This window comes from Roseobacter ponti, from assembly GCF_012932215.1.
Lineage (GTDB): Bacteria > Pseudomonadota > Alphaproteobacteria > Rhodobacterales > Rhodobacteraceae > Roseobacter > Roseobacter ponti.
In genome coordinates, this window is record NZ_CP048788.1 from 183636 (window position 1) to 196590 (window position 12955).

10 protein-coding genes are annotated in these 12955 nt (G+C 63.4%); 3 read left to right on the plus strand and 7 right to left on the minus strand.

Annotated elements, in window-relative coordinates; genetic code table 11:
* Window positions 1-61 precede the first annotated feature (61 nt).
* Genes G3256_RS00885 through G3256_RS00900 form a run of 4 tightly spaced genes read right to left on the minus strand, consistent with a single transcriptional unit; the run spans window position 62 to window position 6757 of the window.
* Window positions 62-2104: a hypothetical protein gene (locus G3256_RS00885; RefSeq protein WP_169639046.1), complete on the minus strand. Its 2043-nt coding sequence runs from the start codon at window positions 2102-2104 to the stop codon at window positions 62-64.
* Window positions 2101-4878 carry a DUF4159 domain-containing protein gene (locus G3256_RS00890; RefSeq protein WP_169639047.1) on the minus strand — a complete coding sequence of 926 codons (2778 nt, stop codon included), beginning with the start codon at window positions 4876-4878 and terminating at the stop codon, window positions 2101-2103. The genes G3256_RS00885 and G3256_RS00890 overlap by 4 nt, the downstream gene beginning before the upstream one ends.
* A complete protein-coding gene (locus G3256_RS00895; RefSeq protein ID WP_169639048.1) occupies window positions 4875-5753 on the minus strand; it encodes a DUF58 domain-containing protein in 879 nt (292 codons plus the stop codon). The genes G3256_RS00890 and G3256_RS00895 overlap by 4 nt, the downstream gene beginning before the upstream one ends.
* The gene (locus G3256_RS00900) at window positions 5750-6757 is read right to left on the minus strand and encodes an AAA family ATPase (protein ID WP_169639049.1); all 1008 of its coding nucleotides are present in this window, start codon (window positions 6755-6757) and stop codon (window positions 5750-5752) included. Before G3256_RS00900 ends, G3256_RS00895 begins: the two co-directional genes overlap by 4 nt.
* Window positions 6758-6825: 68 nt before the next feature.
* Between G3256_RS00900 and G3256_RS00905 the strand changes: the two genes are divergently transcribed.
* From G3256_RS00905 to G3256_RS00915, 3 genes are read left to right on the plus strand one after another with little or no spacing between them, the layout of a single operon-like run.
* A complete protein-coding gene (locus tag G3256_RS00905) occupies window positions 6826-7401 on the plus strand; it encodes a DUF1285 domain-containing protein (RefSeq protein ID WP_169639050.1) in 576 nt (191 codons plus the stop codon).
* Window positions 7402-7447: 46 nt separating this feature from the next.
* Window positions 7448-8146, plus strand: a complete 699-nt coding sequence (locus tag G3256_RS00910; protein ID WP_169639051.1) for an SDR family NAD(P)-dependent oxidoreductase — start codon at window positions 7448-7450, stop codon at window positions 8144-8146.
* Window positions 8147-8187: 41 nt separating this feature from the next.
* Window positions 8188-8928, plus strand: a complete 741-nt coding sequence (locus tag G3256_RS00915) for a TIM barrel protein (RefSeq protein WP_169639052.1) — start codon at window positions 8188-8190, stop codon at window positions 8926-8928.
* Window positions 8929-8951: 23 nt separating this feature from the next.
* Here G3256_RS00915 and polA read toward each other — a convergent pair whose 3' ends face one another.
* From polA to G3256_RS00930, 3 genes are all read right to left on the minus strand, one after another.
* Window positions 8952-11756 (minus strand): DNA polymerase I, encoded by a 2805-nt coding sequence (gene polA / locus G3256_RS00920; protein ID WP_169639053.1) that lies wholly within the window; start codon window positions 11754-11756, stop codon window positions 8952-8954.
* Between the two features lie 237 nt (window positions 11757-11993).
* Window positions 11994-12173, minus strand: coding sequence for a zinc-finger domain-containing protein (locus G3256_RS00925; RefSeq protein ID WP_169639054.1), 180 nt, complete (start codon window positions 12171-12173; stop codon window positions 11994-11996).
* 249 nt (window positions 12174-12422) lie between these two features.
* The gene (locus G3256_RS00930; protein ID WP_169639055.1) at window positions 12423-12899 is read right to left on the minus strand and encodes a DUF1203 domain-containing protein; all 477 of its coding nucleotides are present in this window, start codon (window positions 12897-12899) and stop codon (window positions 12423-12425) included.
* Window positions 12900-12955 lie beyond the last annotated feature (56 nt).

The window sequence follows — 12955 nt, forward strand, 5'->3', positions numbered from 1 at the left end:
AGCGGCCCCGTACAATCGCGCTACGGCCTGCTGCTCTTTGTGTCAGATGATCAGGGCGTGTTCAACGGCGGCCTTCGCGCAGCCATGCGCCAGTGATGAAGGCGGCCGAGAGCAGCAGTACCAGCCAGCCGGGCAGCAGCGCTGTCTGGCGCACGTCGCGGGTTTCATAGGCGCCACGCGGCGTGAGACCGATCCAGTTGCGGCCCGCAGCGGGGCGGCCTTCGCGCACATCCCTGAGCCGCGGCAGACCGTCTTCCAGCCGGATGATTCCGCCGCGCAGACCCGCGATGACGGGTTCCAGAATATCGCCCGTCGCGATGGTCTGTTCAAATTCGCGCGGGGCGGCGGGGCCGAGGCCGATCACCGCAAGCTGGTCGCCGTTTTCCAGGCGATAGAGGCCGATCTCAGGCCCCTCATAGGTGGTCCCGAAAACGCCGGGGCTGATCTCGGAGAGTTCCAGCTCGACGGTATTGCCGGAGGGGTCGGTCAGCACCACCGGCGGGACGGTCTCTTCCAGCGTCCGGCGCTCAATGCGCATGGTCTGGCCGGTGGCCTCCGCGGTCAGCGCCTCTTCTTCGAGCTCGGGTTCTTTCATCATCCAGTGGGCGAGACGGCGCAGCAGCTCAAGCTGCGGCCCGCCACCCTCATAGCCGCGATTCCAGAGCCAGGCGTGATCAGAGGCGAGCAGCGCCACGCGACCCAGACCCACCCGGTTGAGCACCAGAAGCGGCCGCTCGTCTGCGCCGGTCATGACCACATTGCCGGCAGGTTCGGTAAGCTCGATCTGGCGCAGCCAGCGGCCCCAGTCGCCGTTGTCGGGCAGATCGGTCGTCACAGGGTGCCGGTTCCCAAGGTCGCTGACAACGGGGCGGTAGGGTTGTTCGACCACGCGTGCGGTGGGCGCTGCGGGCAGCACGGAGCCCAGCGGCGAGCGGAAAATACTGTCCGCACCGGCAAAATCCGGTCCGGCAGCAACCAGAACGGCCCCGCCCGTGCGGATGTAATTGGCGACATTGTCGAGATAGAGCGCGGGCAGGATGCCGCGCCGTTTATAGCGGTCAAAGATGATCAGGTCGAAATCGTCGATCTTTTCCAGAAAGAGCTCGCGCGTTGGGAAAGCGATGAGGGAAAGCTCGCTGACCGGGACGCCGTCCTGCTTTTCGGGCGGGCGCAGAATGGTGAAGTGCACCAGATCTACGGAACTGTCTGATTTCAGCAGGTTGCGCCATGTGCGCCCGCCCGGATGCGGCTCTCCGGAGACCAGCAGAACACGCAGGCGGTCGCGCACGCCGTTCATCTGCACAAGCGCGCGGTTGTTGCGGTCGGTCAGTTCGCCCTCGGCCATCGGCACGGTAAATTCGATCACGTTGCGCCCGCCATGGGGCAGGGTCACGGGCAGTTCAATGTCCTGATCCAGCGGCACCTGAAAAAGCTGCGGCTCGGCACCGTCAACGGAGATTTCCAGCGGGGCAATGCCGTCGCCCGCGGGGGCCGCCCCCATATCCTCGATGCGCAGGGTGAGCGTCACGGGCTCGCCGATGATGGCAAAGGCCGGTGCGTTGCTGATTGACAGGCGGCGGTCCCAGTCGGTCTCGCGGCCCGTGAGCAAGAGGTGCATAGGCGCCGGCAGGTCGAGCGGCAGGTCCGCGTCATGCACGCGGCCGTCGCTGACCGCGACGATGCCTGCAATACGGGCGCGGGGTTCTTCGGCAAGCGCGCCGGAGAGGCTGGTCATCAGGCGGGTGCCGGCGTCGCCTTCGCCGTCGGGGACGACGATGCGGCGGACTTCGGTATTGGGGCGCGCGGCAATGCGTTCTGCAAGTGCGTCGGCGGCTTCGGTGCGCTGCGCGGGGCGGTCGCTCAGCCCCTGGCTCGCGGTCTCATCTTCCAGCAGCATCACGATATCGGTGAGCGGCGCGCGGTCTTCCTGCTGATAGGAGGGATTGCAGAGCGCGCCCAGCACCACAAGGGCCGCAACCGCGCGCAGGGGCCAGCCGTTCAGGCCGCGCAGCACCGCAAGTGTCACGCTGATCGCGGCAATGACCGCAACCATCAGCACCATGGCCCAGGGGACCAGCGGGTCAAAGATCAGCGCGCCGGTCATTGTCCGAGCCTGTCGAGAAGGGCCGGTACATGGACCTGGTCCGATTTATAGTTGCCGGTCAGCACGTGCATGACCAGGTTCACGCCGAAACGATAGGCCAGTTCGCGCTGGCGCTCGCCGGTGAAACCGCGGCCCACCGGCACCATCGGCGCGCCGTTCTCTGAGATTGCCCAGGCCGCGGCCCAGTCGTTGCCGCCGATCACCACCGGTGTCACACCGTCGTTGAGATTGCGAAAGGGCATGCCCTCTATCTGTTCGGCATCGGGCGGGGCGGCTTCGACCCAGACATCGCGGCTGGTATGCCGGCCCGGGAAATCCTGAAGCAGATAAAAGGTGCGCGTGAGCACGTGATCGGCGGGCAGCGGCTCAAGTGGCGGTATATCAAGCGGGGCCGCGAGATCCTGCAGCTTGCGCCCGTTGGGGCTGGCCCCGCCGAAGCGCGCAACATCGGCATCGCGTGTATCAAAGAGGATCAGCCCGCCCGAGCGCAGATAGTCGTTGAGCTTTGCATAAGCCTCGGAGGAAGGGCGCGGCTGGTCGGGGGTCACGGGCCAGTAGAGGATCGGGAAAAACGCAAGCTCGTCCATCTCCAGATCGACACCAACCGGGTCCGCAGGCTCAACGGAGGTGCGGAAATTCAGGGTCTGTGACAGGCCCGCGAGACCTGCGCGCGACAGATCGTCGACCCGCGCATTGCCGGTTGAGACATAGGCCAGCGCCAGTTCGGCCGTGGCACTGAGCGCAAATTCATCGGTTGCGGCATCCGCGCTCTGTGCCTCTGCCTGTGGTGATGCCAGGAGCAGCGCACCGAGGATCACGGCAGCCGTCCTGTTCACACGCCCCAGAAGCCGGCCCGAAAGCGCCAGGGAGGCCACAACATCAGCCAGCAGCAGCAGCACTGAAAGGCTCAGAAGCCAGCCCGCGACGGGTTGTTCGGGGGCGATGGCAAAACCGCGGACCGGAATATCTGCAGGCCAGGTGGCCTGCTCAAGGGTATCGCCGGTGCTGATTACGTTGCGCGCCAGCACCCGGTCGCCTGAGGCATAAATCCCGGGCTGCATATCAGGGCCGGCGGGCGCGTTGATGAGATCGGTGCCCGCGACACCCGGCAGCGTGCCGGCATCCGAAAGCGTACCAAAACCGTCCATTACCTGTTCGGGCGTCCATGTGGTGCCTTCCATCTGCGACAGATCAGGCGCGCCGGCGGACGACGACACGGCAAGCCGTTCAAGCATGCGCACGAAAAGCCCCGAAAGCGGCAGGGTGGACCAGTCGGCACTGGCGGTCACGTGAAAGAGTACGATCTGTCCCTGACCGCTGGTCTTGCGGGTCACGAGCGGCGTGCCGTCGGTCAGTTCCGCAATGACGCGTTCGGCCAGCGTCGGATCGGGCTGCGCCATGACCTGGCTGGTAATCTGCACATCGTCGGGGATGGCGAGGCCGAAAAAGGGCGAGTTCTCTCTGAAGGGTGCCAGCGCTTTGGGTTCACCCCAGCTCATCGCACCGCCGACCGTCCGGCCACCGGAGCGCAGACGCACGGGCATCATCGGGTCTTCGTCCACCCGCGACACATCGCTGGCGGCGATCCGCGGCCCGGCAAAGCGCAGCAGCAGGCCGCCTTCTTCGATCCAGTCGCTCAGACCTCCTGCTTCGGACGGCGACAGCGTCGCCACATCCGCCAGCACAATGACATCGGGGTTGGCGGGCAGCACATCGCTCAGCGACCCGCCAATAAGATCGGCGGTGGGTTCAAGTGCCTGCTCGAGATAGTGCAGCGGTGACAAAAGCTGCAGCCCTTCGCGGCTTTCACGTCCGGCGATAAGGGCAACCTCACGGCGGCTGAGAGCATCATCGGCCAGTGTTGTCGCCCCTGCAGAGCGCTGACCCTGCAGATCAAACCGGGTGATGCGCGCGCGCAGTTCCGAGGGCAGCGACAGAGCGGCGGTTGCCTCTGTGGCGCCTTCGGCAAAGGTTGCGGTGGCGGTCGCCAGAATGCCCGCGTTTCCGGCAGGATCGCGCCCCTGCGCCTGCAGGACCACCTGACGTTCGGGGCCGGGTGTGGCGCGGATCGCGGTCAGTTGCACCGCGCCATCCTCAAACCCTGCGGGCGCTATGGCCAGCACATTGGCGGCGGTCTGATAGACTTCGATAGCGCCGGCACGCTCAAACGCGTCGAGTACTGTGTCGCGGCCCGGATAGTCGAGCCCGTCGCTGAACCACAGCGTATCAAAAGCACCCAGCTCTGCAGCGAAACCGGCGGCCCGGGCGGTGCGCGCGTCATCCGGTTGCCATGGGGCGGGGCTGAACCCCGCCAGCCGGTTGCGCCAGACATCGGCGGCCTGAAACACCGGCGGTTCCGGGCGCGCCATATCGAGGAAGGCCACCGGCCGTCCTGCGCGGCCGGCCCGTGTGAGCTGTGCCTCGACTACGTCGATCTGATCGGACCAGCGGGTGGCGCCGCCCCAGCTGCCGTCCAGCACGATCAGCAGCGGGCCATTGCCCTGTGCGCTTTCCTCTTCCGGGTTCAGAACCGGCCCCGCGAGGCCGAGGATGATGGCGGCAACTGCCAGCATGCGCAACAAAAGCAGCCACCAGGGTGTCCGGTCAGAGACGCTTTCGTCATCTTTGAGCCCGAGAAGCAGTGCGACGCCCGGAAACAGTCGGCGCACGGGCGCGGGGGGCACCGCTCGCAGAATGAGCCAGAGCACCGGCAGCGCCAGAAGCGCCAGCAGCAGCCAGGGTGCGGTGAACCCGATGCCTCCCAGAACGGTCATCGCAGGCCCCCGGTATCAAGCGCACGGTAGAGCCACAAAAGAGCCGCCTGTGCAGGCCGGTCGGTATGGTGCATGCCATACTGCCAGCCGGTCACGCCGCAAAGCTGCGTCAGCTCGTCTTTGCGGGCGGCGAGCCGTTCCAGATAGCGGTCACGCAGATCGTTCGCTTTGAGCGTTTCATGGCTGAGACTGCCGCCGACGCTTTCGAAGATGGTGCGCCCGCTGAAGGGAAAAGCCTCTTCTGACGGGTCGAGTACATGCAGCAGCACCCCACGCACACCGCGGTCAGCGGCTTTGGTCAGGGCCAGCGTCACCTCGGCGATGTCGCCCATGAAATCCGAAATAAATACGGCGCGGGCCGAGGGGATCATCGCGCGGTGTTCCGGCGGGCTGTAGTCTTCGGTCGCATCCTGCGTGAACATCCCGGCAAGCCGCAGGATCTGCTGATTGCCGCGACGGGGCGGCAGCGCGGTGCCCGTGAGCCCCACACGTTCCCCGGCGCGCACCAGCAGAATGGCGGTGGCCAGACCAAGCACGCGGGCGCGGTCGGCCTTTTGCGGCAGATCGTCATCGCTGGTGAAGCGCATCGAGGCGCCCTGATCTACCCAGAACATCACCGACTGGGCGATCTGAAGCTCGCGTTCGCGCACAAATTCGACGTCACCACGCGCCGAGCGGCGGTAATCGATCAGCCGCCTGCTGTCACCGACCTGAGCCGGGCGGTACTGCCAGAAGTCATCGCCCATACCCGCGCGCCGGCGACCGTGATCGCCCAGCAGGACGGAGCCTGCGAGATGCTCGGCGCGGGCCAGCAGCGCCGGCAGGGCGGCGGCTTCGGTCTCGGCCGCGGCGCGAAGGACGGTTTCCGGGGTCACGCTGCCGCTTTCCCTCCGGCAAGCTCTGCGGCGGTGGTCTCAATCAGGTCGGTCAGGCTGTCGCCACGGGCCCGGGCGGCGAAGTTGAGCGCCATCCGGTGGCTCAGCACCGGGCGGGCCATATCCAGCACATCTTCGGACGACGGCGCCAGCCGCCCCTGCAGAAGCGCCCGCGCCCGCACGGTCAGCATCAGCGCCTGAGCGGCCCGCGGACCAGGGCCCCAGGCCACGGTATCGCGCACTCTCTGGCTGACACCGGGTTCATCCGGGCGGAAGGCCCGCACCAGATCGAGGATCATTTCAACGACGCTTTCGCCCACTGGCATCCGGCGCAGCAGCTGCTGTGCAGCCAGCAGTTCAGCGGCAGTAAAGACCTCGGTGGATTCCGCCTCGCCGTCCCCGGTGGTCGCCAGCAGAATATCACGTTCTGTATTGCGGTCGGGATAGACCACGTCGATCTGCACAAGGAAGCGGTCAAGCTGTGCTTCGGGCAGGGGGTAGGTGCCCTCCTGCTCGATCGGGTTCTGCGTGGCCAGCACGTGGAACGGCACACCGAGGGTGCGGCTTTCGCCTGCAACAGTGACTGTTTTCTCCTGCATCGCCTGAAGCAGAGCCGATTGCGTGCGCGGCGAGGCGCGGTTGATTTCATCGGCCATCAGAAGCTGGCAGAAGATCGGCCCCTGAATGAAACGGAAGGCGCGGGAGCCGTCGGCGGCTGTATCAAGTACTTCGGAGCCCAGAATGTCGGCGGGCATCAGGTCAGGCGTGAACTGAACCCGGTTGCCATTGAGCCCCATCACGGTGGAGAGTGTCTCAACAAGACGGGTTTTTCCCAGACCCGGCAGGCCGATCAGCAGCCCGTGACCGCCGCAGAGCAATGCAGCCAGCGTCAGATCAACGACACGCTCCTGGCCGATGAACCGGTTGGTGATCGACGCTCTGGCGCTTTTGAGTTTTTCGCCCAGCGCTTCGATCTGTCCGACCATGTCTTCTGCTTCGCTCATGACAACGTGCTCCGATGAATTATATACCTGATGTAATCCTATCGCGCTCAGGGGAAATGGCAAAAGCAATGAGTGGACAAAAAACCGTTACACCGTCGGCAGAAAGTCTTGCTGCTTCGTTAACTGCCACAAAAACACGCGGTTTACCGCCTGTTCACAAGTGGAACCCGCCGTTTTGCGGGGATCTTGACATGCGTATCGCCCGTGACGGCACCTGGTTTTATCAGGGAACCCCCATCGGACGGCCCGGGCTGGTGAAGCTTTTTTCATCGATTCTGAAGATGGAAGACGGAAAATACTTCCTGGTGACGCCGGTGGAGAAGGTCGGGATAACTGTTGATGATGCGCCTTTTGTCGCGGTCGATTTTGAGGTGACCGGCGCAGGCCAGGACCAGACACTGCGTTTTACCACACAGGTGGAGGACGAGGTGACCGCCGGACCGGAGAACCAGATCCGCGTGGTGCGGGACCCTGAAACCGGTGAACCCTCTCCTTATGTGCATGTCCGCGCGGATCTGGAGGCGCTGATTGACCGCAAGAGTTTCTACCGGCTGGTGGATATCGGCGTTCATCATGACGGATGGTTCGGGTTGTGGTCGGGGGGCGTGTTCTTCCGGATCATTCCGAGCGACGAACTGCCCTGAGCCGTAAAACACGAGGCACAGGTGACAACATGCGAAAGGGTCGGAGATGAAAGACAAAGGCACAGCGGTCATCATCGGCGCCGGGAGCGGTCTTTCCGCATCCCTTGCGCTCAGTCTCGCGGACGCAGGGTATGACATCGTTCTGGGGGCGCGCGACACCGGCAAACTGCAGGACCTTTCGGAAACCACAGGGGCGCGCTGCGTATCGCTTGACGGCAGCAACCCTGACGCGGTGGCAGCGCTTTATGCGGATCTGCCGGGGCCGCTGAGGGTCGCCATCTATAACCCCTCTGCGCGGATCAGGGGCGATATCGCCGAATTGGATCCTGAAACCGTGCGCAAAGCGATTGAGGTCACAGCCTTCGGATCGTTTCTGACGGGCCGTGAAGCTGCCCGCCTGATGTTGCAGAACGAGGGTGAGACAAAGGGGACAATTCTTTTTACCGGCGCTTCGGCGGGGGTGAAGGGCTTTGCGGGATCCGCCACCTTCGCGATGGGCAAATTCGCACAGCGTGGTCTGGCACAGTCGATGTCACGCGAATTGCATCCAAAGGGTATCCATGTCGCCTGGGTCAATATCGACGGGGGCATCTCAAACCCTGACCGTGCAGGGCGCGCGGATGATGGCAGCAATGCAATGCTGGACCCGGACGCGATTGCGGAGAGTTATCTGCATCTGATTGAGCAGCACCGGTCCGCCTGGAGCAGCGAGATCACTCTGCGGCCCTGGGTCGAAACTTTCTGACAGAGCCGCCCTGTGGCGGGGCGCAAACGGGACGGGTTAGGATGGTAAAACTGGCGGCTGACCTGAGCATGTTGTGGACCGGTCTGCCCTGGGCGGAGCGGTTCGAGGCAGCGGCTGTCGCAGGGTTTACCGGAGTGGTCGTGCCTTTCCCCTATGACAATCCGGCAAAAGACACCCAGATGGCGCTGCTGCGCAATGGTCTGACGCTGGTGATGATCGCCACTCCGCCACCGAATTATACCGGCGGTGCGCGCGGCTTTGCGGCCGTTCCGGGGGCAGAGGACCGGTTTGCGCATGATCTGCGGCGGGCGCTGCGTTATTGCGAGGCCCTGCGCGTGCCCGCGCTGCGTGTCCTCGCCGGTGACGCAATCGGGTCAGATGCCGCCGGGACGCTGCGCCGCAATCTGAACAAAGCGGTGGACCAGAGCCCGGCAAACATCACGTTGCTGGTGGGCCCCGAGCCGGGAGCCGACGCGTTTCTGCAGACCCGAAGTCAGGTGGCGCAGCTGGTGTCCGGTGCCGGAACGCCGGTACTGCGGATGGACTGGCCGCTGGATGGCGCCGCGCCCGGATGGCAGGACGACCTGCGCGCGCATGCGGCTCTGGTATCGCATATCACCCTTACCGCGCCGCCGCAGGAAAAGTCGCCGGCGGGCGGGTTTTCAGCGGCAGCCCTTGAACAGATCCTTGAAGAGATCGGTTACACCGGCTGGGTGACCGCAGGTTACCAGCCCCGGGGCGCCGTTGAAAAAACGCATGGGTGGATGGCGCGGCTGCTCTGAGAGCCGCGCTGCCCGACGGGGTGTCAGTGAGCAACGGCCCAGTTCGCGCCCTGGCCCGCATCAACAGTCAGCTTCACGTCAAGTTTCACCACCGGATCAGCAGCGTTTTCCATGACATCCCGCGCGGCCGTTATCAGATCGTCCTCAGCGCCCTGTTCAACTTCGAAAAGCAGTTCGTCATGGACCTGCAGCAGCATTTTCGCCGGCAGATCGCGGATCGCGGCGGGCATCCGGATCATCGCGCGCCGGATCACATCGGCGGCGGTGCCCTGGATCGGCGCATTGATCGCCGCGCGCTGGGCAAATCCGGCGCGCGGGCCTTTGTCGGTGATGTTGGGCGTGTGGATGCGGCGCCCGAAAAGCGTCTCTACATAACCGTTTTCCTTCGCGAAGGCTTTGGTATCGTCCATGTAGGTGCGGATGCCGGGAAAGCGCTCGAAATAGCGGTCGATGAAGCCCTGCGCCTCAGAGCGCGGGATGCGCAGGTTACGCGCCAGACCAAACCCCGAGATGCCGTAGATCACCCCGAAGTTGATCGCCTTGGCACGTCTTCTGACGTCGGGTGTCATTTCGTCCATCGGCACATCGAACATCTCAGATGCGGTCATGGCGTGAATGTCCTGACCATCGGCAAAGGCCTGCTTCAGCGCCGGGATGTCCGCGATATGAGCCAGGATGCGCAGCTCGATCTGGCTGTAATCCAGCGCCACCAGGGTTTTACCCTCTCCGGCGACGAATGCCTCACGGATCCGGCGGCCTTCCTCGGTGCGGATCGGGATATTCTGCAGGTTGGGATCGGTCGAGGCGAGCCTGCCGGTCGAGGCGCCGGCGATCGAATAGGACGTATGCACACGCCCGGTGTCAGGGTTGATATGATCCTGCAGGGCATCTGTATAGGTCGATTTCAGCTTGCTGAGCTGCCGCCAGTCGAGGATGAGGCGCGGCAGTTCATGCTCCGTGGCGAGGTCTTCCAGCACATCCGCGCCGGTTGCATAGGCGCCGGTTTTGCCCTTTTTGCCTCCCTCAAGCGCCATTTCATCAAAGAGAATCTCGCCCAGCTGTTTGGGCGAGCCCACGTTGAATTTGCGCCCTGCCACGCCATAGATTTCATCTTCCAGACCGGCCATCTTCTGACTGAAGGCGTTCGACATGCGCGAGAGCGTGTCGCGGTCAACCTCAATGCCGGTACGCTCCATCGCGGCAAGCACCGGCACCAGCGGGCGCTCCATGGTCTCATAAACCCGCGTGACCTGTGCGCGGTGCAGCGACGGTTTGAACTGCTGCCAGAGGCGCAGCGTGATCTCAGCGTCTTCAGCAGCATATGGAACGGCATCTTCCAGCGGCACTTTGTCAAAGGTAATCGCGGATTTACCAGAGCCTAACAGGGGCTTTATCGGGATCGGTGTGTGACCCAGATAGCGTTCTGCAAGGGCATCCATACCATGCCCGTGCAGACCTGCGTGCATCGCATAAGACATCAGCATCGTGTCATCGATGGGGGCCACATCTATGCCAGCCTGAGCAAAAATCTTGGCATCGTATTTCATATTCTGCCCGATCTTCAGGATCGACGGATCCTCCAGCACGGGCTTCAGCATGCTCAGCGCCTCCTCCAGGGCCATCTGACCCTCTGCGAGATCGTCTGAACCAAAGAGATCATCGCCCCGGTGCGCTTTATGCGTCAGCGGGATGTAGCAGGCGCTGCCCGGCTCGACGCAGAGCGAAATGCCAACCAGATCCGCGCGCATTTCATCAAGGCTGGTGGTTTCGGTATCGACCGCCACATAGCCCAGTTCATATATCCGATCGATCCGGCTCTGCAGGGCGGCAGAGTCACCGACCATTTCATAGCCTTCTTTATCAAACGGGACGTCCTCGATCTCGGGCGCATCCGGCGCGCTGGCCGGGGTGTCGTCGATCTCGGGCATTTCCACGTCCAGATGATCCGCGATACGTTTGGTGAGCGTGCGAAATTCCATCTCCGCAAGGAAGGGCATCAGCTGATCGGGCAGCGGATCGCGCACCTCCAGATCATCAAGCGTGAAATCCAGCGGGGTATTCTCGTCAAGCAGCACCAGACGGCGTGACAGCCGGATCTGTTCGGCATGATCAATGAGGGTTTGCCGGCGTTTTGGCTGTTTTATCTCTTCTGCGCGCTCCAGCAGCGCTTCCAGATCGCCATATTCGTTGATCAGCAAAGCCGCGGTTTTGATCCCGATACCGGGCGCGCCAGGAACGTTATCGACAGAATCGCCGGCCAGCGCCTGCACATCGACAACGCGGTCGGGATAAACGCCGAACTTTTCGAAAACACCCTCGCGGTCAATGCGTTTGTTCTTCATCGCGTCCAGCATTTCGACACCGTCACCGACGAGCTGCATCAGATCCTTGTCAGAGCTGATGATGGTGCAACGCCCGCCGGCGGCACGGGCCTGCACGGCGAGAGTGGCGATAATATCGTCGGCCTCATAGCCTTCCTTTTCCTTGCAGGCGATGTTGAAGGCTTCGGTGGCGCGCCGGGTCAGCGGGATCTGCGGGCGCAGGTCCTCGGGCATCGCATCCCGGTTGGCTTTGTACTGATCGTACATATCGTTGCGGAAAGTATGGCTGCCCTTGTCAAAGATGACGGCAACATGGGTGGGGGCATCCGGCCCGGTGTTCCCTTCGACATAGCGGTGCAGCATGTTGCAGAACCCCGAGACAGCCCCGATCGGCAGGCCGTCAGATTTCCGCGTGAGCGGCGGCAGCGCGTGATAGGCCCGGAAGATGAACGCCGATCCGTCGATCAGGTGCAGGTGACACCCTTTGCCAAAGCTGCTGTCGCTCATGAAATGACCCCCTTGCTGTCTGCTGCGGTTTTTACATGAGGGCTGTGGGAATGACGACCCTTTGCGCACGGTGTTGCTGGCCAATTTCGCGGCAAAGCTGCGGCCCTGCGTAATCCCGGTGCCGCAACTGAGCGTGACGTCCCGCGGGGGCGGGGCGTCTCTGGCCGTGGGGTCTGTGTTGTCAGGTCGGAAATGCGTCGCGGAGATCGGAAACGTCCGGCAGGCCCTGAGGCGGCGTCAGACTTTGTCTTTGAAATCTTTGTGGATGAACCGGCAGTCACAATAGCCGCATTCGACCCAGCCGGTGTCTCGGGGGATCTGCAGCCAGACGCGCGGATGACCCAGTGCGCCTTCGCTGCCGTCACAGGCGACGCGAAATTTGTCGACAATCCGGGTTTCGGGCGCTTGCAAAGACATGGCGTGCTCCTCGGGGCTGGCTGGCCTTGTTATGACCAATGCCGGCCTGCCCCGCAAGCCCGGTTGATGCACCGGCCGTCCGGTTGCGCCTCACAGGGCGTGCGCAGGTCCGGGGTTTTTCTGTGGTGATGCTTTCTCGGGATTATCTCTGATGCTGGCAGGCCTGGATTGTCAGTTAGTCCGACCATCCCGGTTGACTATTGATTCCGACCGTCCCGGTTGACTATTGATTCCGACCGTACCGGTTGACTATTGATTCCGACCGTACCGGTCGAGACGCAACTGGTAACAGTTATTCCGTGCAGACCGGACGTGGATAAAGGCCACGCGCGGATCCTCAAAAGTGATCGCAGCTTTCCCGGCGATGTCACCGGCCGGCACTACCGCTCCGGTGCCATAGACGATGCGCTCGTCGCCGGAGTACCCTTTAACAAGATAATCCGGTGACGTGGTCAGAATCTGCGGGACTGCATCCGGGTCCGCCCGGTTGCAGGGTGCCGCACAGACAAAGACCGGGCCGCATTCAGCGTAAGGGTGCAGCGTCTCAAACGGACGATGCGCGAGAATCAGCATTTCGGCCGTTTCCGGGATCTCCCGCAGACAATGGCGGCAGGGGTTGCCCTGCCCGTCAGAAACCGCGCGCTGCGGCACCTGGCCGTGGGCGTCGGCGCCCCCGGCCTGCCAGTGGCGGACGATATCCGTCTCTAATGCATGGTATTTTGTCATATTGAGGGTCCCTGAAGGCTGCTTTCAGGACCCGACTTAAGGGTTTTCCGCAGCCA